A 23,030-nucleotide genomic window follows, 5' to 3' on the forward strand; every position below is an offset into this window, starting at 1 on the left:
GATACCTGCGGCCTTCCTCTTCCTATTTATTACGATGATGCTCAAACTCGTCCATGAAGCGAACGAGAGCCTGAACTCCTTCCTGCGGCATAGCGTTGTAGATGCTCGCCCGCATTCCGCCGACAGACCGATGTCCTTTTAACGTTTCAAGGCCACGTTCTTGCGCTTCCTCCAGAAATTCAGCATCCGTTTGTGCAGAAGGACTGACAAAAGGGATATTCATGAGAGAACGACTGTCCTTCTTAACGGGAGAGGTGAAAAGATCGGAGTTTTCTATCGTTTCATATAGAAGCTCCGCTTTCTCCCGGTTTATCTTTTCCATAGTTTTCAACCCGCCGAGATTTTCAATATACTCAAACACAAGTTTCGCCATGTAGATGGCAAACGTCGGGGGCGTATTATAAAGCGACCCGGCATCGCTGTGCGTTTTATAATCGAGCATCGCCGGTACGTTCGCGTCTGCATGACCGATCAGATCGTCACGGATAATGACTACAGTAAGACCCGCCGGTCCTATATTTTTCTGGGCACCGGCATAGATAAGCCCGAATTTTGATACGTCCACCTCTTCAGACAGAATGTTCGAAGACATATCGGCAACGAGCGGTACGTCCCCCGTGTCAGGGATGTTCCGGAAAGCCGTTCCTTCAATCGTGTTGTTCGTAGTAATATGAACATAGGAGGCTTCTTCATCAATCATATTTTTCGTTACTTCCGGAATGTACGTAAAGTTTCCATCTTCACTGGAGGCGATCACATTTACTTCCGCAAATTTCTCCGCTTCCTTCATCGCTTTTTTCGACCACGACCCAGTGTGTACATAATCCACTTTTTCCGAAGGACCGAGCAGGTTCATCGGCACCATGGAAAACTGCTGACTCGCGCCTCCCTGAAGAAAAAGCACACGATAATTATCCGGGATCTTCATCAGATTACGCAGTCCCTGTTCCGCCCCTTCAATGATTTCCTTGAACCAGCCGGAACGGTGGCTCAGCTCCATGACGGACATTCCTGAGTTTTTGTAGTTCGTAAGTTCTTTCTGCGCCTGTTCGAGAACAGGAAGCGGAAGCATGGAAGGCCCCGCCGAAAAGTTGTAAATTCTCTCCATAACTTTCTACCTTCTCTCTAAAAAGTCTGACGATAATTGGTATGAATGCATTATAAGGGATACACTTATTCATAGCAACACAAATTGACCAGGGAGGCGTTTGGCATGAGCAGAACGGAAGAAATCAAAAAAAGGTACGATCGTGTGTCCGGCGTTTTCGACATGATGGACCATATGATCAAAGATAAATGGAGAAAAGATTTACTGAAAGACCTGGACGGCTCCGTCCTCGAAATAGGAGTCGGGACCGGTGCAAACCTGCCTTTTTATCCGGAAACGGCAGAAGTGACAGGGGTAGACTTCAGCAGGAAAATGCTTAAAAAAGCAGAAGAGAAAGCCATTTCCCTTCCCGGTTCTATCACGCTCCGGGAGATGGATGCGGAACATCTGGACTTTCCTGATGATTCCTTCGACTACGTCGTTTCCACCTGCGTCTTCTGTTCCGTCCCTGATCCCGTCCGCGGTCTCCGGGAGATCAACCGTGTCGTGAAACCGGAGGGTAAAGTACTGATGCTTGAGCACATGCGGAGCGATACCGAATGGGTAGGAAAAATGATGGACGTGCTGAATCCGGTCGGCCTCCATATCGTCGGAGCTAATATAAACAGGGAAACGATGGTTAATATCCAAAAAGCCGGACTGCGTGTGGAGGAACAGGAACTCCTTTTTTCTACCATAATGAGAAAACTCGTCCTTACATCCGGGGACGGAGAGTCATAACTACAAAAACCTCCCCGGCGCTTCATACGACTGACGGATGTTCTTCCTGCATGGTAAAATACAAGTAAGAAATCAGAAGGAGCAATGCTATGTCACTCAACCGAGAAATCGATCAGATTCCGAATTCCCCTGAAGGCCTGGCAGACTATGTTGCCGGAAAACTCGGCTGTCCGGTCACAATTGAAGATGCCAATCACCGTATCATCTCCTACAGCAGCCATGAAACGAACGTAGATGATGCAAGAAGTGCAACGATTATGCAGAGAAAAGTGCCGGAGCACGTAGTGAACGGCCTGTGGCAGGCAGGGGTCATGGGAAACCTGTTCGAAAGCGCGACCCCGGTCTTCGTCTCCCCTCTCCCGTCCATCGGTCTCGGTGACCGCATTGCCATATCCGTTTGGAAAAACAAAGAAGTCCTCGGCTTCATCTGGGCTCAGACGGAACAGGCAAAGATGGGCGACGACGAGATAAGGCAATTAAAGGAAGCAGCCTCACTTGCTTCGAGACACCTTCAGAAACAGCGTGACAGAAAACGGGAAAAAGAAGAAAATATCCGAAGCTTTATGCACCATCTCTTCCAAGGAACTGCGGGAAGCCATGCAGAAATTGAAAAGCAGGCACGAAAGCTTCATCTTTCTTTGGAAGGCAGCCTGTCAGTAGCCGTACTGGAGTTCACGGAATCCATCACTCCCTCTGTAGAAAGACATGCTTCGTACCTGACTGAAACGTTCCGCCGGAAGAATATCATTTCTCATATGTTCGAAAACGATTTGCTTCTCCTCCTTATCCACACACACGAGGACGAGGCCGAGAACGTGACGCAGGAGCTGTTGCGGGGCTTCAGAGACAAATTGGAAGAAAGAACCGGCATCTCTGGTATCCGCAGTACTTACGGAAAAGTATGTACAAGGCCGGAGGATATTCACGTCAGCTATCGTCAGGCTCAAAAAACGCTAGAACTAAAGAACCGCTATCCCGAAGCTCTGTCCGGTGTGACAACCTATCGGGAACTTGGAGTCTATCAGTTTATTCAGGAAATCTCCGCGCTTTATGAACAAGAGAACTATAAGAACAGCGTAATAGAAGCTATCAAAGCATACGACCGGAGTCACAACACCAGCCTTTCGGATACACTCCGCTCGTTCCTTCATCACAACAGCACGCACCAGGCGGCCCGGCAGCTGCACATTCATACAAACACGCTGCTGTACCGGCTGAAAAGAATCAGGGAAATTACCGGTGTCGATCTTGAGGATACCAATCAGAAAACGAAACTGTTTATCGACCTGATCATTCAGGGGTAACGGGTGCCGTTTGTGTAATTACACAAATGAAAAGCTTCATTTTTTATTCTTTATCTAAATATTTATGCGCTTACATCAGTTATAATGAGAGATAAGAATTAAGATGGAAAGGTGGTCATTTTCTGTGATTGTCGGTATACCTAAAGAAATTAAAAATAATGAAAATCGCGTAGCTATTACACCTGCAGGAGTTCTGCATCTGAAAAAAGCAGGACACACCGTGCTCGTAGAGAAAGAGGCAGGTCTCGGTTCAAACTTCGCTGATAATGAGTACGAAGAGGCAGGGGCTGAAATGATCGACAGTGCTGCTGACGTATGGGCTAAATCCGAGATGGTTATGAAAGTGAAAGAACCTTTGGAGTCCGAATATAAACACTTCAGGGAAGGACTTATTCTATTCACCTTCCTTCATTTGGCTGCTGAACCGGAACTTACAAAAGCCCTGACTGACAGCAAAGTTACAGCCATCGCTTACGAAACGGTAGCCTCGAACGGTAAACTCCCGCTGCTTACTCCCATGAGTGAGGTAGCCGGCCGGATGGCTACGCAGATCGGTTCCCAGTATTTAGAGAAATCCGATGGAGGAAAAGGTATTCTCCTTGGAGGCATTCCCGGCGTCTCCAGAGGAAACGTTGTCGTCATTGGTGGCGGGGTCGTTGGTACGAACGCCGCCAAAATCGCTATCGGTCTAGGAGCGAACGTTACGATTCTCGACCTTAACCCGGATCGTCTGCGCGAACTCGATGATCAGTTCGGCGGAGATATCCAGACGCTGATGTCGAATCCTATGAACATTTCGGAAGCCGTCAAACAGGCAGATCTGGTCATTGGCGCTGTCCTTATCCCGGGTGCTAAAGCGCCGAAACTGGTATCGGAAGATATGGTCAAATCCATGACCAAAGGCTCTGTCATCGTTGATGTAGCAATCGACCAGGGCGGTAATTTTGAAACAGTGGATCACATTACCACTCACGATGATCCTATTTATGAAAAACATGACGTCCTGCATTACGCAGTTGCAAACATCCCGGGCGCCGTTCCACGAACAGCCACTATCGGCCTTACAAACGTGACCATGCCTTATGCAGTCACTATAGCCGACAAAGGCGTCCAAAAGGCTGCCCAAGGTAATAAAGCTATCGAAGAAGGAATCAACACCATGAATGGACACCTGACTTACGAAGCAGTAGCTAAAGCCCTCGGGTATGAGTTCACTCCTGTATCTGAAGCATTTTCGTCTTAACTTCGAACAAAAGCCCCCTGAGTTTCCGGGAAACCGGAGAGTCAGGGGGCTTTTCGAGTCGGCATCTGTTCACTTAAGCCGTGTCATAATGTCCTGGATCTGTTCAAAATATCCGGAAGCTTCTTCGAAATGAGAAGTGACTACCTTGGTAAATAAAAGATCGATCATATGAAGCTGACCCATCCTTGAGGAGGTGGCCCCGCTCCGGAATGGAGCAGGAATTTCCCGGGACGCCGATATATACAAAGGAATATCGGCGAAAGACGCGACGGTATTGGAACCGTAACGGGTAATGCTGATCGTCACCGCACCTCTTCGTTTCGCTTCTTCCATGACGAGTGCCGTTTCTCTCGTTTCTCCGGAGAAAGATATGCCGATCAGCACATCTGTTTCTTTAATATTTGCGATATCCATCACTGCATTATGAACATCGGTAAATGCCGAGGTCGCGATATTCATGCGGAGAAATTTCTGCTGGGCGTCCTGAGCGATGATACCTGAGGCCCCCACACCGAAGAAATGCAGCCGGCGGGCCTTCACGACAGCATCTCCCGCTTTTTCCAGCCCGGCAAAATCCACCAATTCCGTCGTCTCACGAATAGCCTGCATATTATTATTCGTCACTTTATCTACGATAGCATCCATCTCTTCCCCCGGCTGAATGTTGCGGTACGATGATGCCACTTCTTTCTGCAAATCGCCGGAAATCCTGAGCTTCAGTTCCTGTAGACCTTTCAAATCCAGCGATTTGCACAAACGCATCACTGCCGCTCCGCTCGTACCACTGAGTTCCCCGAGCTGAGCTGCTGTACAGTGGATCGCTTCGTGCGGATGGTCAAGAATGAATGCGGCAATCTTTTTCTCGGAAGGGGCGAGGTTTTCTTTCATTTCCGAAAGCATAACCAGCCCGCCTTTCAACGGCTGCTTCATGTTTACACCTACCCTTTGATGGCTCCTTCTGTCATTCCTTTAACAATACGGCGCTGGAAAATCGCGTACAGAATAATCACCGGCACGATGGCGATAACCAGACTCGCAAACAGCGTCCCCCAGGAATTCGTATACTGGGTTTCATTACTGATATAGTCGATTGCGAGAGCCAGCGTATAGTTGTTTTCCGACTGTAAAAAGATGAGAGCCATAAAATACTCATTCCAGAACTGTATCATATTCATAATCGTAACTGTAATGATACCGGTCATGGAAAGAGGGGTGATAATTTTCCATAAGATTTTGTAAGGGCTCATGCCGTCTATGGCAGCAGCCTCTTCCAGAGATTTCGGAATCGTAGCCATAAAGCTCGTCAGTACGAAAATGCTGAAAGGAAGCTGACTGACAGCGTAAACGATAGCAAGACCGAAAATATTATCGAGCAGGTTCAGCTGCATAAGCAGGAAAAACAAAGGAATCCAGCCGAGCACCATCGGAATCATCATGGCGGAAATATATAGAGTGAACAGCAAACGGTTCCCGCGGAACCTGAGCCGTTCCAGTGCATAAGCGGTAGGTATTGCCATAACCAGCGTCAATAAAGCACCCAGTCCCGTAACGATAAGACTGTTGAATACACTGATGTCGATGTTGTAATTGGACCAGGCGTCGATAAAGTTTCCGAAACTGAATGAATCCGGCAGTCCCCAAGGATTTGCGTAGATTTCCGCGTTCGATTTGAAAGCACCGAGAATCATCCAGAGGATCGGATACAGAACAGCCAGAGACCATAGAACAAGAGGAATTCTGACACCGATTTTCGTCCAAAATCCCTGTTTCCGTTTCACTTCGCCATCCCTCCTCTTAATATTCCACTTTCTCACGTCTCATGAAATACTGCATGATGAGTACGGTAATCAGAGAAAGTACTAAAATCATGACGCCTATCGTCGCGCCGTAGCCGAAATTATATTTTACGAAAGCTTCTTCATACAGATACGATCCCATGACGTGTGTAGCGTTGTTGGGGCCACCCTTGGTCATAACCTGTACGATGATGAAGGAACCGTTCAGCGTCGTAATGATGATATAAAGGATGGATATTTTGATCTGCGGCCAGACGAGCGGAAGCGTAATCTTCCAAAACTGCTGCCATCCGTTGGCCCCGTCTATTTCGGCGGCTTCATAGTAACTTTTCGAGATGTTTGAAATACCTCCCATCAGCATGAGCATGAACAACCCGATCCCTGCCCACACAGACGGAAGCACGAGACTCGGCAAAGCCCACTTTTCGTTTCCAAGCCACGCTTTCGTCCACTCCCCGAGACCTAAAAACTCCAGTCCGGAGTTCACGAGTCCGAGACTCGGGTTATAAATAAACATCCACAGTATCCCGATAACAACGACGGACATAATATTCGGAAAAAAGAACACGATCCGGTAGAACGGTGCTTCCTTTATCCTCATCTGCGTCAGAGCTACAGCAAAAAACGTCGCAAGAATCATAATGCCGATGATTTTTGTAATGACGAGAAAATAGTCATGCCAGATCGTCGCCGGAATAATTTCGTCATTGAAAAGTTTCCGGTAATTGTCGAAGCCCGTAAATTCCGCCACCGAGGAAGATCCTGACCACTGAAAGAAAGAGTAGTAAAGACCGTTGACCAGAGGATACAGGGTGAATAAGGCAAACATGAGAAACGTAGGTACGAGGCAAAAAGCCAGAAACAGGTACCGTTGTTTTTTTGACTGGACCATACTTTCCCCCTCTTTTCATATAATCCGGGCAGACCGGTGAATTTGTTAAAAGAAAATACAGAGGTGCAGGTTCACACCTCCGTATCCACTCTTATTCCAGAGATTTGCGGTATTCTTTGGAAGCCTGTTCTGCTTCTTCCACGAATTCTTCTGCCGTAATATTCCCAAGCATGAGGGAGACCAGGGAGTTACTGATCGGCGTTTCGAGATCGGCACTCATCGGATGAGGTTTCTGATAGATTTGTACCTTATCCGGATCGTTGATCATTTCGTTCGCCTGGATGAGGAATTCCGGCACATCGTCGGATTCCGTCAGATCGACACCCTGCAGGTTCATCAGTGCTCCGGTATGTTCGGAGAAAGAAGTGGCATACTCTTTCGTATAAACGAACTCCACAAACGCTTTCGCCGCTTCAGGATTCTCGGCCTCTTCCGCAATAGCCAAAGGACGAAGGTCCGGCACAATCGCGTAAGGTTCGCCTTCTTTCTGCATCGGAGACGGGATGAATCCATATTCCACGTCCTCCGGCTTATCTTTCGCCATTTCGTTCGGCAGCCAGAAGCCTACCGGGATAAAAGCATTGTCATGATTCAGGAAATTCATCTGGGACTGGGTGTGGTTCAGGGCTCCAAAGTCCGGGTCGATGTATCCTTCCTTCTGCATTTCTTCAATGTTTTTGATGACTTCCATCACTTCATCACTGCTCCAGGCCCCTTCCTGACCCTGTATCGTCTGCGTCAGCAGTTCGTCACCGCCCCGGGCTCCAAAAGCCGGGTACATCATACCTCTCAGGAAGTAATAAGGATGCTGTCCTGTAGTAACAAATGGCGCGATACCTTCTTCGTCTTTAATCGTTCCCATCGTCTCCATGAAATCCGGGAAGTTTTCAGGCGCTTCCCATCCTTTTTCTTCAAACCAGGCGCTGTCATACCAGGTACCCCACGTATCAAAAACCAGCGGCAGACTGTAAACTTCTCCGTCGTACTTCGCAGGTTCCACGATGAAACTGTCTTTCAGCGGCGTGCCGTCTTCAAGCTCCATCCCATCCAGAAAACTGCTCAGATTCATCAGCTGACCGTCTTCCACCATCTGAGTTTCACTCGATCCCGCGCCATCAATGTAAACGACATCGGGCGGATCTTCCGAAACCCAGCGCGATCTCATCTCTTCGTTGATGTTAGGGCCTGCGTGTTCCTTGATGGAAACGTCCGGATATTCTTCCTGGAAGTCGGCGATTACTTCCTTCCACCAGGAATCTCCGTATCCCCCGACAAAATACTGGATTTCAAGTTCCCCGGAAACCTCTCCGTCTCCGCCGCTTTCGGAGCTGTCCCCGCTGCCGGATGAATCTTTTTCGGAACTGTTTTCTTCCCCGCCGGACCCCGGTGCACAACCGGCGACAACCATTAAGACGAGAAGCAGTAACGCAGCAAATGTGTACTTCCAGCTTTTTTTCAACACAAATCCCCCTTGAATAATATTTATTTGAAGCCCTGAGGCTTACAAATCAATGTGAAATAGAACTCTCGGCTTTTCTGAGGTAGCCGTCACAGGCATCGAGAATTTCTTTCGCTTTTTCATAGGAGATATCCGCCTTCTTCATCATAATCGCTGTTTTCACTTCGTAGTTGGCATTCTTAAGCAGAAGGGAGGCTTCCTCCTCACCTGTATCAGTAACCGTTTTCAAAATACTTTCCGCTCTTCTGCGGAGCTTGTAGTTACTTGCGTGAACATCCACCATAAGGTTCTCGTAAACTTTCCCGAGCTGTATCATAACGGAAGTACTGATCATATTCAGGATCATCTTATGAGAAGTGGCTGCTTTCAGTCTCGTAGACCCTGTAAGAACTTCCGGACCGACGATGACTTCGATGGCTGTATCGGCATATGTGCTTATAAGAGCCTCCGGATTGCAGGAAAGAGCCACCGTGTACGCCCCCGCTTCTCCCGCTCTTTTCAGCGTCCCTACCGGATATGGAGTCCTTCCACTGGCCGTAATTCCGATTACGACATCCCGGTCATCGGGTGAGGCTGCGTCCAGATCCCGGTACCCTGCCTCTTCCTCATCCTCCGCATTCTCTTTCGCCTGTTCGAAAGCTTCTCCTCCTCCGGCCATAATGGCCTGTATCTGCTCCGGAGGGGTCATAAACGTAGGAGGACATTCGGAAGCATCCATAAAACCGACGCGTCCGCTCGTGCCTGCCCCTGCATAGAACAGCCTTCCGCCTTTTTTCAAGCTCTCCACCGTCTTCTCCACTACTTCCGCAACTTCGGGGAGCACGCGCGCCACCGCTTCTGCCACCCTGGCATCTTCCCGGTTCATTATTTCAAGCATGCCCATAGTCGATTCCATATCAATGGACATACTGTCCGGGTTCCTGCTTTCTGTGACCAGGGACTGAAGTTTCTCTTCTCCCATCAGCACCCTCTCCTCTCTGTAAGTTTCGCCGCGCCGGAAGACGGGGACGAATATATTTGCCGGATAACGCCCAGCCCTCTGGTTTCAATATAGTTCCCGAATGCTTCCTGCATAAAAGAAGAATTGTTGAAAATTGCTCCTGCAGTAAAGACAGGAAGCTCCCCGTCCTCCCTTCTCATCTTATAATGCAGACTTTCGATATGGAGCACCAGCTCCTGTACGGCCTCTTCCAGAATAGCCTGTACCTCCGGTAAATGCTCATGTTCAATCAGCGGCCGGGCGAGAGCAGCTATCTCCTTCTTCTGATCTTCCGACTGGTAGAAGTGTCCGATCAATTGCTCCGCATGCATAAGGCCGAGCTCCCTGAGAATAATCCCCGGTATGGAGGAGGGAGCTGCACGTCCGTCTCTTTCTTTAGTGGTGCGACGCAGTGCCTTCTTGCCAATATCGAAACCGCTGCCCTCGTCTCCGAAAAGATGGCCCCAGCCGCCGCTTTTGAAAAACCCCCCATCCTCCACAGCTACAGCATTGGACCCCGTGCCCGAGATGATCAGCATGCCGCTCGTCATATCGGGATGCAGAGCCCCCTGAAGTGCAGCTTTACTGTCCGAAAACACATCGATTTTTAAATTTTCTGACATATTAAGTTTTAAAAAAAGCGACCGCAACCGTGTCGTCAATTCTTCCTGTTCCTGAAAGCGTCCCGCTCCTGCTATTCCGGCTCCCACTGCTGTGACAGAGTCCGGAGGTATGTGGAATTTCTTCATACCCTCTTCAATGAGTGCAGCGATTCTTTCGGCACTCATGTCGTACCCGGAAGCTCTCGGATTCGAACCGGGGCCGAACAGCACATCATCTGTTTCATGAAGACTGTCTCTCCGGTAAAAAGCGACTTCCGTCTTAGTACCTCCTCCGTCAACACCAACGATGTAGTCCATTCAACCCCCACCTTTTTTATTACTTAAGATTATAATACTATTAAAATTTTATGTCAAACTAATTAATTAATTTTTGAAATATCGTTTCACAAACTGTAAAAACCTGCTGGCTTATGTATAATCGGAGAAAAAGAGGAGGCGTTTTCATGAAACATGAAGTGCTGTCGCATCTGAAGGAAATTTTGAGCGAAGAACAAATCAGTACGAACGAAACGATACGTAGTCACCATAGTAAAGACGAGTCCTACCACACGCCTGCTTTACCTGAAGTCGTCCTCTTCCCGCGCTCGAGCCGGGAGATCAGTCATATTCTGAAGCTGGCAAATGAAAATGGAGTCCCGGTCACACCGTTCGGACTCGGCTCCGGTCTCGAAGGGCACGTCGTACCTGTACAGGGAGGGTTCTCCATCGATTTTTCGGAGATGGATAATATTCTTGAAATCCGGGAACAGGACCTTCTCGTCCGCGTCCAGCCGGGCGTCACCCGCTCGACGCTTGATAAAGCACTGAAGAAACATGGCCTTTTCTTTCCGGTGGATCCGGGTGCGGACGCCACGATCGGCGGAATGACGGCTACCAATGCGAGCGGCACTACGTCCGTCAAGTACGGGGTGATGAAAGACCAGATCCGCAACCTGGAAGTCGTGACTCCGGACGGGCAGATCATCCATACCGGGAGCCTGGCCCAGAAATCCTCCTCCGGTTATAACCTCAACGATCTTTACACAGGATCCGAAGGCACCCTCGGATGCATCAGTGAAATTACGCTGAAAGTATACGGAATCCCCGAACATATCACGGCCGCCCGCGCCACTTTCAAAGAGATGACGGAAGCGGTGGATGCTGTAACTTCCATTGTTCAGACCGGTGTTCCCGTGGCCCGTATGGAAATCGTGGATGAGAGTTCCATCCGTCAGGTGAACGACTGGATAGAAACGGATTATGAAGTGAACCCCACTCTCTTCCTTGAGTTTCATGGAAATGAAGCGGGACTGAATCAGGACGTGGCATTTGCGAAGGAGATTCTTTCGGACCACGGCTGCACGTCCGTGACGTTCGAGAAAGACACCCGGGGACGCATGAAACTTTGGGAAGGCCGGCACAACCTTGCTTACACCTACACCCACGCCTATCCGGGACGTTCCATGATGGTAACAGATGTTTGCGTTCCTATTTCTTCTCTTGCCGAAGCTATCGTATTCGGCCGGGAAGAGCTCGACAGACAGGGGCTTCCGGGAGGACTTGTGGGACATGCCGGAGATGGCAATTACCACGCATTCGTCATGATCGACAAAAATGATGAGAACGAGATGCACAAAGCGGAACAGTTCAATGAAGCTATCGTTGAACACGCTCTGGCCCGGGGCGGCACCTGTACGGGCGAGCACGGCGTCGGAATCGGGAAGAAGAAGTACCTGGAAGCGGAGCACGGAGCGTCTCTTTCCATTATGAAGTCGATCAAAAAAGCCCTTGATCCGAACAACATCATGAACCCCGGCAAATTCATCGATATCGGATAAAAACGTTTATTTTTTAATGACGATAAGTAGAAAGGTAGTATTCCAATTGACGAAAACCATAAACTTTCTTACGGTACTGATTGTTGCGGAAGTGATTATGGCCCTTATTGTGGAAAGAACGATGGAATCTGTTACAATCCCACCCGGGTTTTACATTTTCAGTTCGTTCTTCGCATTATTCACTGCAGGGTACAGGTACTACTTTGAAATGGATAAAAAATCCTGGGGAGCTTCTCTTATGGTGCTCACAACTGCCGGAATACTATTCTCTATTGTCTTAATGTTTATCTAAAAAAAGCCCTGTCCGGGGCTTTTTTTCTGCCTGAAATCTATTAAAGTGATTTCATTCTTACAATGTAAAAAATTGTGCTACGATGAATGCTGGGAGGAATGAACAATGAGTATCCACTGGTTTAAAGTAATCATAGCCGGCCTGTTTGAAATAGGATGGGTCATCGGGCTGAAACATGCCGACAGCGTCCTCGAATGGACAGGTACCGTTATCGCTATAGTTGTCAGCTTCTATTATCTGATCATGGCCGGACAGAAACTTCCTGCCGGAACAGCATATGCCGTTTTCGTAGGAATCGGTACGGTAGGAACCGTACTCTCGGGAATGTTGTTTTTCGGAGAGGCGGCAAGTGTGGGGAAAGTGCTGATGATCTCCCTTCTTCTCACAGGTATAATCGGTCTTAAAATGGTGACACCGGAGGAGGATGCATAATGGCATGGGTCTACTTAATCATCGCAGGACTCGGAGAAATGTTCGGGGTTCTGATGATCAATAAATTCCACTCTGAACGCTCGGTCACATCCATCCTTCTGCTCGCTGCAGGGTTTTCCGCGAGTTTCCTTTTTCTTGCGCTGTCCATGGAAACACTGCCGATGGGGCTTGCCTACGCCGTATGGACAGGCATAGGAGCAGCAGGTGGCGCACTGTTCGGAATGATTTTATATGGGGAACCGAAAGACGGCAAACGCATCTTTTTTCTATCACTCATCATCGCTGCCGTCATCGGACTGAAGTTGGTCTCCCCCTGATATTATCCGGAATGAACGTACGTGCCGGCCATATAATCGTGTATGGCCCGGCGCTGCTTCGTTGCGATGACCATCACAAAACTCACCAGAGTGGACACTCCGAAAGTGATGACACTGAGCAGCACCTTCCCGACAAAATCCCGGATGAACATATCAAGAAGCGTCACGTCATTCCCGTTAAGTTTTTTAACACGTATACCCATCAGACGCTTTGCAAGGGTGTAACCGGCCCAGACAGCGGGCAGGATCGTCAGGTACAAAGCATCCAGCAGTACATAGGCATAGCTGCTCGAAACTTCTGATGTAAGTTCCCCAGTGATCAGAAAGTATAAAAAGACAGCTACCATATTAATAATGAAGCTATCTGCGAGAAAGGCTGCCAGTCTTTTTCCAAAACCGGCTTTAGGTGTGTCCGTCCGCATAACAAATCCCTCTTCTTTAAAATATTCGTTCCTCTTTGAAAACTGTTTTCTTTCGGGCAGGGACTCAAATTTCCAGAGTCATGTGCTGTTCGTCGTAATATTCCCCATGCATCTTCAAAGCGTTCTTCTCCACGCCCCACGTCTCAAACCCGGCATTTGCATAAAGTCGGATGGCGGAATCGTTGTTCGTCACCACGGACAGGTTAATCTTTTCAATATACCCTTCTTCTTTCGCTTTTTCGATCGTCTTCTGAAGCAGTTGACCCCCTACTCCTTTATTGCGGACGACGGGGGAGACGTACACTCCTATAAGGTGAGCAACATGTCTCAACTTGCTCGTGTCCTGCACGACGAGCGTCATCATTCCTACAATTTCCTCGTCCCAGATTGCTCCGAATGTGAAACTGTCCGCATCGGCAAGACGCTTGGACACTTCGCGGACCGGATCTTCCTTCGACATTGCCTCTTCATAACTCGTAGCGAATGCTTCCGGATTATTCCTTAACGCCTCGAGCCTCAAATCCCAATACATGTTCGCATCATCCGGTTGCAACATTCGTATCTCCATTACCTATCCCTCACATCTATAAGTTCAAATTCTTCACAGACGACGGCTGTGTCTTCCGTAAAATTTTTTCCCATTTCCTTCATAAGCGAGCGGAAAAACTTCTCGTGCGCGTTCCACCAGTATGTATAGGAGCGGTCTCCTTCCCCTTCCTTAAAGGCGAACGATTCCGGCACCTCATTCATCGGCATGACTGTCACCTTATTCGTACGGATGATCGCCGCCGGTTCCTCATTTGAATCAAGCACAATACTATATTCCCCCTCCTCCGGGAGAGGATCGTTTTCTGCGACATATTCCTCATAGAGAGAACATGTGGCTGTCTTGATTCCGCGGACTACGAGTCCGGCTAATTCGTCCTCATCTATACCGAATGCCCAGGCCGAAACGTTCTCCGGTGCCTGCACACCGTTCCAGTAACCTTTCCAGTAGCGCCATGCTTTTTCATTCATTTCCTTCTCCTCCTCTGTCTAATCACCGGGCCCTCCCGGACCGTGGATGTCACTCCCGGATTTACGATAAGCATCATCCTGTGCTTCTTGTGCTGCTTTTGAACGGCTCTGACGTTCCACGTTTTCTTTATTCCTGTGCATACGTTTATGTTTTCCGGTAAGGCGATCGACCAGTCTTGCCACGAAAAAAGGCAGGGATAAAAAAGCGACAATGATAAGAACACCGAAGAGTGTAGACATGAACGTGGCCTCCCTATGATAAACTCCTTCTTACCCTGTACGAATAAAAAGAAATAATGTTTCATCATCTTCCCTCTTTCCTTATAATGAAAAGAAAAAAGGAGAGACAGAAAACATGATCGATCTCATTAATATAGAAGCATTTATTCTGGCTGCCGTCCTTTTGAACCTTACTCCGGGCACCGACACTATGTACATTGTATCACGAAGCGCTTCCCAGGGGCTCGGCGCGGGCTCATACTCCGCCCTCGGCATTTCCGCCGGAATCCTTGTACATACGATTCTGGCGGCACTCGGTCTATCCGTACTTCTTATGCAGTCGGCCTTCCTGTTCACCGTCGTCAAAATCATCGGTGCCTGCTATCTCGGTTATCTCGGTCTGCAGATCCTTCTCACCAAAAAGAAGGCGGAGGGAGATAAGAAAGAAATACCGAAACAGTCGAACCGTAAGATTTTCGTCCAGGGAATGATCACCAACGTAACAAATCCGAAAGTAGCCGTATTTTTTCTCGCTTTTCTCCCTCAGTTCGTCCAGGCAGACAGCGGAATGAGCGCTTCCCTTTCTTTTCTGACGCTCGGGCTCATCTTTACGACCACCGGGACGATATGGTTCTTCATCACCGCTCTGCTCGCTTCGTTCACAACAGCGAAACTGCGCGGAGAGAGCCGAAGCGGCATGATTTTAAACAAAGTGACGGGGCTCGTCTTTATAGCTATGGGCATCCAGCTTCTCTATACGGAAAGCTGAAAATTTTCCATACAAAAACCAGGGGGAACTGATGCATCCCTCCTGGTTCTATCCACCGATATAAGACATGTTTATTTTTTTCTTTCCGGATTTCCTCTGTTCCCATCTCTCATCCGAATAGCGGTCGTCCCGATCTCTCCAGTTCCCTGTAATGAAGTCTCTGAGCTCCTGATCCGATGCTCCTCCACGGAGCAGCTGTTTCAGATCACGTCCTTCCGAAGCGAAAAGACAGTTGAATAACTTCCCGTCAGAAGACAGACGGATTCTCGTACAGCTTGAACAGAAAGACTCCGAGACGGAAGTTATGAAGCCTACCTGCTCTTGACTGTCTCCATATTTATATCTCCTGGCTACCTCCCCGAAATAATCCCTCTCGACCGGAGCGAGTTCATACTTTTCGGAAAGTATGTTCAATATCTCCGTTTTTGGAATCACACGCTCATAACTCCAGGCGTTATCATTGCCTACATCCATGAATTCAATGAAACGAAGAGTTATACCTTTCTCCTTACAGTAGCGGGCAAGTGGCAGTATCTCCTGTTCATTCACCCCCCGTTGCACTACCATATTCACTTTTACCTGAAATCCGAAAGCAAGAGCAGTTTCGATTCCTCTAAAGACCTTCTCCGGGGGCACCCCCTGACCATTCATTTTCCGGAACAACTCTTCATCTATAGCATCCAGACTCACATTTACCCGGGTCAACCCCGCTTCAAAAAGTTCCTTGGCATAATGACCGAGCAGCACTCCGTTCGTCGTAAGACCTATGTCTCCGATACCGTCTATGGCGTAAATACGGCGCACCAGTTCCGGGAGTCCCGGTCGCATCAGCGGTTCCCCTCCTGTAATCCGGACTTTTTTCACTCCTTTTTCAGCGAATATTTTCACCACTTTCTCCAATTCATCGAAAGATAAAAGTTCCTGTTTAGGAAGGAACGCATAATCCGTTCCAAAAATCTCTTTCGGCATACAGTAGGAACAACGGAACTGACACCGGTCGGTCACCGATATGCGCAAATCTCGCATAGGTCTTCCGAATCGGTCAGTGACTGCTTCTTTCATAGTAAACTCCCCTTTTTGTATTCGTCTTCAGTATTAACGTTACACAGGTGTTTCCCGGTTACTCCTTTTAAAGCAGCAGCCTCCACGGATACTCCTCCGAGATTCAAGAAAACCCGGTGTGCCGATCGCTCCCCTTGTTCGAGCAGATGATTGATTTTCTCTGTGTCCTTCGCCTCCCAGATGCTGATGAGAGGGTGAAGTCGTCCGCTTCCTTTTAAAGCACAGGGAACAGTAATGCCGTTCTCCTTTTTCCAGACAATCATTTCACCTATCACCTCGGGGGTAAGGAAGGGAACGTCACATGGCAGTAAGATGAAATGTTCTGATTCTTCCCTTTTCATCGCCGTATACAGACCTGCCATAGGCCCTTCCCCTCTCCACTTTTCCATGTCAGTATATACTTTCCCCTCCGGAAAAAAAGGCTGCAGTTCCAAAGAAGTCTGAATAACGACCTGGTCTGTCCAGGGCAGGAGCGCATGTTCAGATCTTTCATAAAAATAACTTCCTTCATGGGTTTCGAACGCTTTCGGTCTGCCAAACCTTCTCGATTTACCTCCGGCAAGTACCACGCCCGTCCGGCTGCTCATCCCCCGCTCACCGGTGGAATGAAAGCGACGATATCTCCAGATTCCACTTCTTGTGTACCTGAACAGAACTCCTCATTCAGCGCAACACGCACCCCATCCCAGCTGATTGAAGGATGAAGGTCAGTAACTTTCTCCATGACTTCCCCGAGCGTCCCGCCCTGCCATTTTATCCGTTCACTCGCTAAACCTGATGCTTCTTTCATAGAAGCGAAATATAACACCTGTATCATTGTACTTCCTCCCCTTTCCACCATTCGCCGTCTTCCTGGATTTCTTTTTTCCAAATAGGCACGTCTTCTTTGATACGTTCCATAATGAAACGGTTCGCTTCATAGGAGGCGTGCCGATGAGGAGTAGAAACGGCTACTACGACTGCTATGTCGGAGATAGCAAGCGGCCCGATCCGATGCCCTACAGCCACTTCCGCTTCCGGCCATTTCACCTTCACTTCCTCTGCAATGGTTTCCAGTATACGCTCGGCCATCGGAACGTAGGCTTCGTAGGCAAGGGATAATGTACGTCTCCCCTTTGTCCACTCTCTCACATGACCGGTAAATGTAGCGACAGCTCCTGCTTCCGGTCTCGTAACCATTGCAATATACTTGCCGGGGTCGAGAGGAGAATCCGTCACTTCATATCTCTTATCCATTCTTCCCACCACCTTTTCACTTCTTCTTTTTCATGCACCAGTCCCGCTTCTTTCATCATATAAATCTGCGGAAGAGCCATAAGCTTTTGTTTATCTTCTTCCTGTCTCCACAGTACAATTTTCGGAAAAGACGCCTGCTTGAACCCTTCTATTAAAATATAATCCGGGTTCCTTTTTACTGCTTCTTCATACATATGAGAAAGCGCCCCGTCTTCTTCGCACCTCTCATGCATCTGCATAACACCGTTTCCGTAAACGATTGAGGCATCCGCTCCAGCCCGGAAGTGCTGCATACTGTCCGTATCCTTATCCGGGAGGATCAAAGGGGAGGGATGACCGTGATGTTTTATCGTAACTACTTTCGCCCCTTCTTCTGTGGCCAGTCTGACGAGGGAATTCATTAATGTTGTCTTGCCGCACTTCCGAAAGCCGACTACCTGGAGTGTCCGGGGATTTCCCATCGGTCCACCCCTTCCGTATCACGGAGCATCATCATAGCTACCTTCTCCCCTTTTTCTATGTGTGACGTACCGCCCCGGAGAATGACCAGAACGTTCGCTTTTGCAAGAGCAGCTACTGCATTGGATTTATTAAACCCTGCCGGATTCACTTCTCCGGTGGAGCGGTCATATTCCGCGCGTACGAACCTGGTGAATGGATTCTTTTTCGGGAAGGACTCCTTTAACCGTCCGTATTCAAAAGCACGATAAGGGAAACGATCACCCATGCTTTCACGGAGTACCGGTCTGGCGAACAGTTCGAAACCCGTGAAACAGGCTGAGGGGTTTCCGGAAAGACCGAATAAAAAGGTGCCTTTTTCCGTTACAGCCACCGTCGTGACGCTCCCGGGTCTCATACCGACCTTGTTGAAAAGGACTTCCGCTCCCACCCATTCATAAATAGCAGGCATGAAGTCGAAATCACCTACTGATACACCTCCCGTAGTAATGAGGGCATCTGTTTCTTCAAGAGCCTGCACGACAGCTTTGCGGAGACTTTCTTCTTCATCTTTAACACCGGCAAACACGACCGGTTCTGCTCCGGCTTCTTTTACGGAGGCTGCAATCATCGGGGTGTTCGAATCCCTGATCTTTCCAGGAGGGGGGAAGACTCCTGCGTCTACCAGTTCAGAACCGGTAGCTATAATTCCTATTTTCATCTTTCTATACACAGGAACCTCCACCACTCCGGCCCCGGCCAGCAAAGCGATCACTCCGGCTGTAATCGTCCTTCCCGGTTCGAGAAGGAGTTCTCCTTCCTGTACATCTTCACCTGCGAACGAAACGTTTTCCCCCGGGACGAAGGTTTTTCTGAGCGAGAACCCTTCTTTTTCCTCTCTGGCCTGTTCGAACATAGCTACAGCATCCGTAGCTTCCGGAAGCTTTGCCCCTGTCATGATACGTACCGCTTCTTTCTCACCGGGAATACATTCCGAAACATCTCCCGCTCCTATATGATCGATCACTTTTAAATACACCCGGTTTTCTCCGCTTGCTCCTTTCGTATCCCCGGCACGTAATGCGTATCCGTCATAAGGGGAGCGGTCGAAAGGAGGCAGCGACTGATCGGCGTAAACGGGAGAAGCGAGCACTCTTCCTTCCGCTTCGTAAAGAGAGATCTTTTGTATATCCTGGAGTTTCACTCTCGCCCGGCATCGTTCAATAGCTTCCTCGACAGATATTGGTTTACGTACAGTAAGCACTGGTATCATCTCCTGACAGTTGTGATATAATCGACGGGAGAAGGAAGAAGTTTTTTCCTCAGTCCCGATAGTTACTAAAGGGGGGATTAATCGTGAGAGAACTTTCTCATTTTGATGAAAACAATAACGCAATTATGGTCGATGTTTCCGGTAAGCAGGCGACTTCAAGAAGTGCCGTAGCGAAAAGTTCGATAACTCTCGCTACAGACGCCTACGAACAGGTGAAAGAAGGCACGAACAAAAAAGGTGATGTCCTTGGAACCGCCCGTCTTGCAGGTATTATGGCTTCCAAACAGACATCTTCGCTCATTCCCCTCTGTCACCCGCTCCCTCTCCAAAAAGCTGCCGTTGATTTTGAGTGGGAGGAAGGCGAATTCAGACACACCCTGCATATTTCCGCGTTCGTAAAGACGTCGGGACAGACAGGTGTGGAGATGGAGGCTTTGACCGCAGCTTCCGTGACAGCCCTGACTGTATATGATATGTGCAAAGCTGCCGACAAATACATGGTCATCGGCCCGACATTTCTTGAAGAGAAAATCGGCGGTTCGTCCGGATATTTCAAAAGAGATGCCGAATAATCGATGTCCCGGTCTCTTATTTGAAGAGGCCGGTTATTTATGCAGTTCCGAATAAAAGTGGTCCAGTTCCGGAAGAATCAGCTCTTCCATTGCAAGCGATACCGCTTTGACGGACCCGGGCATGAGAAATACGAGCACGTTTCCGATTACACCGGCGGATGCTCTGCTGAACATAGCTTTCGTCCCAGCGTCTTGTTGGTAACTGAGGAGACGAAACAATTCCCCGAACCCGTCGATTTTCTTCTCATACAGCGGCTCTACAGCTTCGGGAGTTACGTCTCTTTTAGCGATCCCGCTGCCGCCGGTCAAAAAGAGAACATCCATCTCTTTTTCCATTTCTTCTCTTACACAGGCTCTGATTTCTTCTATTTCATCCCGGACCATTGTCACCGGCCCTGCTTTCCTTCCGGACTCCTCGAGCTGGCGCATCACTTCTTTGCCGCCACGGTCCGTTTTCTCGGTACGCGTGTCACTTACTACTATGATTGAAGATTGCACTTCGCCCACCTCCTCTCAGCCAAAAATCGAAGCATACAGTCTTTTTCCTTCCTCAGGCTCGGAAACCCCGTGAATCAGCATCCGCCCCTGTTCGAACAACAACATCCTGTGACCATTCAGCTCTCCCTGGATAAATAATCCGGTTCTTTTGTAAGGTATGGACATTCTCCGCATCATTTCTTCCCCTTCCTGAAGAGAAATCTTCCGGTGAGCAGGAGGGTGGATATGTACCGCTCCTCTGCCACACAGTACGGACACTCCTCCGGTTTCATGAAAGGAGGGATATGCAGGAGAACTTCCGCATGTAGGACATGTGGCATTTTTCATGCCGTGTGTCCGAATCTTCTGATGTTCTCCGCTCCATATATCTTCCAGTTTAAAAATACCGCCGCATGCCCCGGACCCCGTAATCAGCTGAAAAATATCCACTGTCTGTCTGGCTGCAGTAATCTGGACAGCCGGAGCCAGTGCTCCAGCAGTTTCGCACGTCTCCTTCGCTCCGGTGAGCGTTTCATAGAGACAGCGAAAACAGGCATTGTGGCCCGGAACTACGGTCATCTGGATACTCGTACTTCCCGAAAGACTGCCATACACCCAGGGGACGCCGAGCATGTGAGCGACATCATTGATTACGTAAGCTGTATCGAAATTGTCTGAAGCGTCGACGATTACGTCCGATGAAGAAGCCACTTTATGGAGAAACGGTCCGTCTGTGTAGTGAGGCCATATTTTGATATCCACCTCTTTGTTAATGTGTTCCAGTCTGACCTGGGCAGCTTCCACCTTCAGCCGACTCTTTTCCGCGTCTTCTTCGGTGAACAGCTGCTGGCGCTGGAGGTTGGACCACTCCACTTCATCAAAGTCGATAAGATGAATCCGTCCCGCACCGGCTCTGGTCAGCGTTTCGGCAACAGTCGTTCCCAACGCCCCGCAACCGACGATAGTGATTTCCGCTTCCCTGATTTTTTTCTGACCGCTTTTCCCGATTGCCCCAAATCTCACCTGCTTATCATAACGATCTGTGCTCATGCTTCCCCTTCTTTCTTCTCCTCCGTAATATCCGAAAATGTAGCTACGTACTTAATGACATTGCCAGCTTCATCCGTCACAGGGTTGATAGTGAGCCATTCCACATACAGCTCTCCACTTTTTCTTCTGTTCCATATTTCTCCCTGCCAGTGTCCGGTTCTTCTTATCGACTCCCACATCCGGTCGTAAAAATTTTTCGGCTGTTTGCCTGATTTAAGTAAAGCCGGGGTGTTACCAAGCGCTTCTTCCCGCGAATAACCGGTGAGTTTTTCGAAGGAAGGGTTCACCTCCACAATTTTTCCTTTCGTATCCGTCACCATCATTCCCTGACCGGAAGAATGGAAAATGGAAATCTGGTTATTCAGACTGTCCTGATACATCAGCCACATAACAAGAATCAGACTGGCAAGCGATACCTGCGACAAAAGCATGAACCCGATTGCATAGTGCCCGGTGATCGCAAACACTCCAGTAAGTATCAGTGGAGGAAAAAATCCGCCGAGACCTCCCATCATTGAGATAATCCCGTTCGCGATACCAGCCTGGGAGTGGAAATAGGTAGGAACCAGTTTAAAGACGACCCCGTTCCCTACCCCTGCCGAAACAGCTATAGCTATCGCACCCACTGTGTAAAGAGCAAGAGAGGGTGAAAAAGCCAGAAGGATGGCAGCGACAGTATAGGCTATGAATACCCCGATCAGCATCTTCAACGGGGAGAACTTATCGGCCACCGCTCCTCCGACAGGTCTCATCAGTGTTGCCACAACAATGAATCCGGCTGTACGAAGCCCCGCATCGATTTCCTCGAGAGCGAAATTCGTAACGAGAGAGTTGGGGAGGTAAACGGTGAATGCTACAAAAGATCCGAACGTTATAAAATAAAACAGAGAGAAGATCCACAGTTTTTCATTTTTATAAACTGCCCGGATCTGCTGCATAATCGGCTGTTTCACCTTTTTCTCATTCCGGTCCCCGACAAATATATTCAGAACTGCGAAGGCCAGAAGCAGAATAAGGTAAACTTTAATGGTCGCCTGCCACCCTATGGATGTAGCGATAACAGGTGCTGCAAAGGTAGTGACCGCCGTCCCTATATTCCCTGCCCCGTATACCCCGTTGACGAACCCGTGCTTTTCTTTCGGATAATACTTAGGAAGAGAGGTGACTCCTACTGAGAAAATGGCCCCTCCGACTCCGAGAAACAAACCTCCGATCAAAAGGTCTGTGAACGTTGATGCTTCACTTATGTAAAATACAGGGAACATCAACAGTATAAAACTAATGATAAAGACGAGACGGGCCCCGTACACATTCGCAAAATACCCGAGCGGGATTCTTAATATGGAACCGAGAATCACAGGTACTGCTGTAACCAGAGCCACCCGTTCAGGAGCGATAGTCACATCTTCCTGGATAAACGGAAGAAGAGATGAAATGATGACCCATACCATAAATCCGACGACAAGGTTCATCGTCTGCAGAGGAAGTTGTATTTTCCTGATCACTTTTCCTC

At 48.7% G+C, this 23,030-nt stretch carries 29 protein-coding genes; 9 read left to right on the forward strand and 20 right to left on the reverse strand.

The genetic code is table 11. From position 1 onward, the window contains the following. Nucleotides 1-22: 22 nt before the first annotated feature. Entirely contained in the window at nucleotides 23-1,108 is a 1,086-nt protein-coding gene (gene serC, locus BLU03_RS07505) for a 3-phosphoserine/phosphohydroxythreonine transaminase (protein ID WP_093106842.1), read from the reverse strand. 105 nt (nucleotides 1,109-1,213) lie between these two features. On the opposite strand from serC, the gene BLU03_RS07510 reads away from it, so the two are divergent. The 3 genes from BLU03_RS07510 (at nucleotide 1,214) to ald (ending at nucleotide 4,375) form a co-directional block, all read left to right on the forward strand. After that, nucleotides 1,214-1,828 (forward strand): class I SAM-dependent methyltransferase, encoded by a 615-nt coding sequence (locus BLU03_RS07510; RefSeq protein WP_093106844.1) that lies wholly within the window; start codon nucleotides 1,214-1,216, stop codon nucleotides 1,826-1,828. An 89-nt stretch (nucleotides 1,829-1,917) separates the two neighbouring features. After that, nucleotides 1,918-3,132 carry a PucR family transcriptional regulator gene (locus BLU03_RS07515; protein ID WP_093106847.1) on the forward strand — a complete coding sequence of 405 codons (1,215 nt, stop codon included), beginning with the start codon at nucleotides 1,918-1,920 and terminating at the stop codon, nucleotides 3,130-3,132. A gap of 124 nt (nucleotides 3,133-3,256) precedes the next feature. Next, the gene (gene ald / locus BLU03_RS07520; RefSeq protein ID WP_093106849.1) at nucleotides 3,257-4,375 is read left to right on the forward strand and encodes an alanine dehydrogenase; all 1,119 of its coding nucleotides are present in this window, start codon (nucleotides 3,257-3,259) and stop codon (nucleotides 4,373-4,375) included. A 69-nt stretch (nucleotides 4,376-4,444) separates the two neighbouring features. On the opposite strand, the gene BLU03_RS07525 is transcribed toward ald, so the two are convergent. The 6 genes from BLU03_RS07525 to BLU03_RS07550 all read right to left on the reverse strand — a co-directional run bounded on the left by BLU03_RS07525 (nucleotide 4,445) and on the right by BLU03_RS07550 (nucleotide 10,421). After that, a complete protein-coding gene (locus BLU03_RS07525; protein ID WP_076572087.1) occupies nucleotides 4,445-5,305 on the reverse strand; it encodes a MurR/RpiR family transcriptional regulator in 861 nt (286 codons plus the stop codon). An 8-nt stretch (nucleotides 5,306-5,313) separates the two neighbouring features. Then, nucleotides 5,314-6,153: a carbohydrate ABC transporter permease gene (locus tag BLU03_RS07530; protein ID WP_008589103.1), complete on the reverse strand. Its 840-nt coding sequence runs from the start codon at nucleotides 6,151-6,153 to the stop codon at nucleotides 5,314-5,316. A gap of 16 nt (nucleotides 6,154-6,169) precedes the next feature. After that, entirely contained in the window at nucleotides 6,170-7,063 is an 894-nt protein-coding gene (locus BLU03_RS07535) for a carbohydrate ABC transporter permease (protein WP_093106852.1), read from the reverse strand. Between the two features lie 91 nt (nucleotides 7,064-7,154). Then, a complete protein-coding gene (locus BLU03_RS07540) occupies nucleotides 7,155-8,522 on the reverse strand; it encodes an extracellular solute-binding protein (RefSeq protein ID WP_407690267.1) in 1,368 nt (455 codons plus the stop codon). 49 nt (nucleotides 8,523-8,571) lie between these two features. Continuing rightward, complete coding sequence (murQ, locus tag BLU03_RS07545) at nucleotides 8,572-9,483, reverse strand: N-acetylmuramic acid 6-phosphate etherase (protein WP_093106855.1); 912 nt, start codon at nucleotides 9,481-9,483, stop codon at nucleotides 8,572-8,574. Further along, nucleotides 9,483-10,421, reverse strand: coding sequence for an N-acetylglucosamine kinase (locus BLU03_RS07550; RefSeq protein WP_093106857.1), 939 nt, complete (start codon nucleotides 10,419-10,421; stop codon nucleotides 9,483-9,485). Before BLU03_RS07550 ends, murQ begins: the two co-directional genes overlap by 1 nt. 146 nt (nucleotides 10,422-10,567) lie before the next feature. Between BLU03_RS07550 and BLU03_RS07555 the strand changes: the two genes are divergently transcribed. From BLU03_RS07555 to BLU03_RS07570, 4 genes are all read left to right on the forward strand, one after another. Further along, nucleotides 10,568-11,941, forward strand: a complete 1,374-nt coding sequence (locus BLU03_RS07555) for an FAD-binding oxidoreductase (RefSeq protein WP_093106859.1) — start codon at nucleotides 10,568-10,570, stop codon at nucleotides 11,939-11,941. Nucleotides 11,942-11,987: 46 nt separating this feature from the next. Continuing rightward, nucleotides 11,988-12,233, forward strand: coding sequence for a hypothetical protein (locus tag BLU03_RS07560; RefSeq protein WP_093106862.1), 246 nt, complete (start codon nucleotides 11,988-11,990; stop codon nucleotides 12,231-12,233). Nucleotides 12,234-12,338: 105 nt separating this feature from the next. Further along, nucleotides 12,339-12,665 (forward strand): DMT family transporter, encoded by a 327-nt coding sequence (locus tag BLU03_RS07565; protein ID WP_093106865.1) that lies wholly within the window; start codon nucleotides 12,339-12,341, stop codon nucleotides 12,663-12,665. Then, a complete protein-coding gene (locus BLU03_RS07570; RefSeq protein WP_008589068.1) occupies nucleotides 12,665-12,982 on the forward strand; it encodes a DMT family transporter in 318 nt (105 codons plus the stop codon). Before BLU03_RS07565 ends, BLU03_RS07570 begins: the two co-directional genes overlap by 1 nt. A 2-nt stretch (nucleotides 12,983-12,984) precedes the next feature. Here BLU03_RS07570 and BLU03_RS07575 read toward each other — a convergent pair whose 3' ends face one another. From BLU03_RS07575 to BLU03_RS07590, 4 genes are all read right to left on the reverse strand, one after another. After that, nucleotides 12,985-13,404 (reverse strand): RDD family protein, encoded by a 420-nt coding sequence (locus tag BLU03_RS07575; RefSeq protein WP_008589060.1) that lies wholly within the window; start codon nucleotides 13,402-13,404, stop codon nucleotides 12,985-12,987. A gap of 64 nt (nucleotides 13,405-13,468) precedes the next feature. Next, nucleotides 13,469-13,972 carry a GNAT family N-acetyltransferase gene (locus BLU03_RS07580; RefSeq protein ID WP_245698758.1) on the reverse strand — a complete coding sequence of 168 codons (504 nt, stop codon included), beginning with the start codon at nucleotides 13,970-13,972 and terminating at the stop codon, nucleotides 13,469-13,471. Further along, nucleotides 13,972-14,421, reverse strand: coding sequence for an ASCH domain-containing protein (locus BLU03_RS07585; RefSeq protein ID WP_093106867.1), 450 nt, complete (start codon nucleotides 14,419-14,421; stop codon nucleotides 13,972-13,974). Before BLU03_RS07585 ends, BLU03_RS07580 begins: the two co-directional genes overlap by 1 nt. A gap of 18 nt (nucleotides 14,422-14,439) precedes the next feature. Then, nucleotides 14,440-14,661 carry a hypothetical protein gene (locus tag BLU03_RS07590; RefSeq protein WP_093106869.1) on the reverse strand — a complete coding sequence of 74 codons (222 nt, stop codon included), beginning with the start codon at nucleotides 14,659-14,661 and terminating at the stop codon, nucleotides 14,440-14,442. Nucleotides 14,662-14,776: 115 nt separating this feature from the next. Here BLU03_RS07590 and BLU03_RS07595 point away from each other — a divergent pair, with 115 nt between their 5' ends. After that, a complete protein-coding gene (locus tag BLU03_RS07595) occupies nucleotides 14,777-15,409 on the forward strand; it encodes a LysE family translocator (RefSeq protein ID WP_076572116.1) in 633 nt (210 codons plus the stop codon). 48 nt (nucleotides 15,410-15,457) lie between these two features. Here the strand turns inward: BLU03_RS07595 and moaA are convergent, their stop codons facing one another. Genes moaA through BLU03_RS07625 form a run of 6 tightly spaced genes read right to left on the reverse strand, consistent with a single transcriptional unit; the run spans nucleotide 15,458 to nucleotide 19,409 of the window. Further along, nucleotides 15,458-16,471 (reverse strand): GTP 3',8-cyclase MoaA, encoded by a 1,014-nt coding sequence (moaA, locus tag BLU03_RS07600; protein ID WP_076572118.1) that lies wholly within the window; start codon nucleotides 16,469-16,471, stop codon nucleotides 15,458-15,460. After that, nucleotides 16,468-17,058 (reverse strand): molybdenum cofactor guanylyltransferase, encoded by a 591-nt coding sequence (locus BLU03_RS07605; RefSeq protein WP_093106871.1) that lies wholly within the window; start codon nucleotides 17,056-17,058, stop codon nucleotides 16,468-16,470. Before BLU03_RS07605 ends, moaA begins: the two co-directional genes overlap by 4 nt. Continuing rightward, complete coding sequence (locus BLU03_RS07610; protein WP_076572122.1) at nucleotides 17,055-17,288, reverse strand: MoaD/ThiS family protein; 234 nt, start codon at nucleotides 17,286-17,288, stop codon at nucleotides 17,055-17,057. Before BLU03_RS07610 ends, BLU03_RS07605 begins: the two co-directional genes overlap by 4 nt. Beyond that, nucleotides 17,285-17,707 (reverse strand): molybdenum cofactor biosynthesis protein MoaE, encoded by a 423-nt coding sequence (locus BLU03_RS07615; protein ID WP_076572124.1) that lies wholly within the window; start codon nucleotides 17,705-17,707, stop codon nucleotides 17,285-17,287. Before BLU03_RS07615 ends, BLU03_RS07610 begins: the two co-directional genes overlap by 4 nt. Next, a complete protein-coding gene (gene mobB / locus BLU03_RS07620) occupies nucleotides 17,686-18,168 on the reverse strand; it encodes a molybdopterin-guanine dinucleotide biosynthesis protein B (RefSeq protein ID WP_076572126.1) in 483 nt (160 codons plus the stop codon). The genes BLU03_RS07615 and mobB overlap by 22 nt, the downstream gene beginning before the upstream one ends. Then, nucleotides 18,141-19,409, reverse strand: coding sequence for a molybdopterin molybdotransferase MoeA (locus tag BLU03_RS07625; RefSeq protein WP_093106873.1), 1,269 nt, complete (start codon nucleotides 19,407-19,409; stop codon nucleotides 18,141-18,143). The genes mobB and BLU03_RS07625 overlap by 28 nt, the downstream gene beginning before the upstream one ends. Before the next feature lie 92 nt (nucleotides 19,410-19,501). Here BLU03_RS07625 and moaC point away from each other — a divergent pair, with 92 nt between their 5' ends. After that, nucleotides 19,502-19,990 (forward strand): cyclic pyranopterin monophosphate synthase MoaC, encoded by a 489-nt coding sequence (gene moaC, locus BLU03_RS07630; protein WP_076572130.1) that lies wholly within the window; start codon nucleotides 19,502-19,504, stop codon nucleotides 19,988-19,990. 33 nt (nucleotides 19,991-20,023) lie between these two features. Here the strand turns inward: moaC and BLU03_RS07635 are convergent, their stop codons facing one another. From BLU03_RS07635 to BLU03_RS07645, 3 genes are read right to left on the reverse strand one after another with little or no spacing between them, the layout of a single operon-like run. Next, nucleotides 20,024-20,488, reverse strand: coding sequence for a MogA/MoaB family molybdenum cofactor biosynthesis protein (locus BLU03_RS07635; RefSeq protein ID WP_245698761.1), 465 nt, complete (start codon nucleotides 20,486-20,488; stop codon nucleotides 20,024-20,026). A gap of 15 nt (nucleotides 20,489-20,503) precedes the next feature. Then, the gene (locus BLU03_RS07640; protein ID WP_093106878.1) at nucleotides 20,504-21,517 is read right to left on the reverse strand and encodes a ThiF family adenylyltransferase; all 1,014 of its coding nucleotides are present in this window, start codon (nucleotides 21,515-21,517) and stop codon (nucleotides 20,504-20,506) included. After that, nucleotides 21,514-23,022, reverse strand: coding sequence for a nitrate/nitrite transporter (locus BLU03_RS07645; protein WP_076572136.1), 1,509 nt, complete (start codon nucleotides 23,020-23,022; stop codon nucleotides 21,514-21,516). The genes BLU03_RS07640 and BLU03_RS07645 overlap by 4 nt, the downstream gene beginning before the upstream one ends. Nucleotides 23,023-23,030: the final 8 nt, after the last annotated feature.

The sequence above is a fragment of the Salimicrobium album genome (assembly GCF_900107115.1).
GTDB classification, from domain to species: Bacteria; Bacillota; Bacilli; order Bacillales; family Halobacillaceae; genus Salimicrobium; species Salimicrobium album.

What these genes read in the sequence shown, in the direction of transcription:
- BLU03_RS07510 (WP_093106844.1), top strand. Translation starts at nt 1,214, where the DNA reads ATGAGCAGAACGGAAGAAATCAAAAAAAGGTACGATCGTGTGTCCGGC.
- BLU03_RS07585 (WP_093106867.1), bottom strand. Translation starts at nt 14,421, where the DNA reads ATGAATGAAAAAGCATGGCGCTACTGGAAAGGTTACTGGAACGGTGTG.
- BLU03_RS07550 (WP_093106857.1), bottom strand. Translation starts at nt 10,421, where the DNA reads ATGGACTACATCGTTGGTGTTGACGGAGGAGGTACTAAGACGGAAGTC.
- BLU03_RS07580 (WP_245698758.1), bottom strand. Translation starts at nt 13,972, where the DNA reads ATGGAGATACGAATGTTGCAACCGGATGATGCGAACATGTATTGGGAT.
- BLU03_RS07615 (WP_076572124.1), bottom strand. Translation starts at nt 17,707, where the DNA reads ATGGATAAGAGATATGAAGTGACGGATTCTCCTCTCGACCCCGGCAAG.
- BLU03_RS07555 (WP_093106859.1), top strand. Translation starts at nt 10,568, where the DNA reads ATGAAACATGAAGTGCTGTCGCATCTGAAGGAAATTTTGAGCGAAGAA.
- mobB (WP_076572126.1), bottom strand. Translation starts at nt 18,168, where the DNA reads ATGGGAAATCCCCGGACACTCCAGGTAGTCGGCTTTCGGAAGTGCGGC.
- BLU03_RS07575 (WP_008589060.1), bottom strand. Translation starts at nt 13,404, where the DNA reads ATGCGGACGGACACACCTAAAGCCGGTTTTGGAAAAAGACTGGCAGCC.
- serC (WP_093106842.1), bottom strand. Translation starts at nt 1,108, where the DNA reads ATGGAGAGAATTTACAACTTTTCGGCGGGGCCTTCCATGCTTCCGCTT.
- BLU03_RS07640 (WP_093106878.1), bottom strand. Translation starts at nt 21,517, where the DNA reads ATGAGCACAGATCGTTATGATAAGCAGGTGAGATTTGGGGCAATCGGG.
- BLU03_RS07525 (WP_076572087.1), bottom strand. Translation starts at nt 5,305, where the DNA reads ATGAAGCAGCCGTTGAAAGGCGGGCTGGTTATGCTTTCGGAAATGAAA.
- murQ (WP_093106855.1), bottom strand. Translation starts at nt 9,483, where the DNA reads ATGGGAGAAGAGAAACTTCAGTCCCTGGTCACAGAAAGCAGGAACCCG.
- BLU03_RS07535 (WP_093106852.1), bottom strand. Translation starts at nt 7,063, where the DNA reads ATGGTCCAGTCAAAAAAACAACGGTACCTGTTTCTGGCTTTTTGCCTC.
- BLU03_RS07605 (WP_093106871.1), bottom strand. Translation starts at nt 17,058, where the DNA reads ATGAGCAGCCGGACGGGCGTGGTACTTGCCGGAGGTAAATCGAGAAGG.
- moaA (WP_076572118.1), bottom strand. Translation starts at nt 16,471, where the DNA reads ATGAAAGAAGCAGTCACTGACCGATTCGGAAGACCTATGCGAGATTTG.
- BLU03_RS07565 (WP_093106865.1), top strand. Translation starts at nt 12,339, where the DNA reads ATGAGTATCCACTGGTTTAAAGTAATCATAGCCGGCCTGTTTGAAATA.
- BLU03_RS07590 (WP_093106869.1), bottom strand. Translation starts at nt 14,661, where the DNA reads ATGTCTACACTCTTCGGTGTTCTTATCATTGTCGCTTTTTTATCCCTG.
- BLU03_RS07595 (WP_076572116.1), top strand. Translation starts at nt 14,777, where the DNA reads ATGATCGATCTCATTAATATAGAAGCATTTATTCTGGCTGCCGTCCTT.
- BLU03_RS07515 (WP_093106847.1), top strand. Translation starts at nt 1,918, where the DNA reads ATGTCACTCAACCGAGAAATCGATCAGATTCCGAATTCCCCTGAAGGC.
- BLU03_RS07570 (WP_008589068.1), top strand. Translation starts at nt 12,665, where the DNA reads ATGGCATGGGTCTACTTAATCATCGCAGGACTCGGAGAAATGTTCGGG.
- BLU03_RS07610 (WP_076572122.1), bottom strand. Translation starts at nt 17,288, where the DNA reads ATGATACAGGTGTTATATTTCGCTTCTATGAAAGAAGCATCAGGTTTA.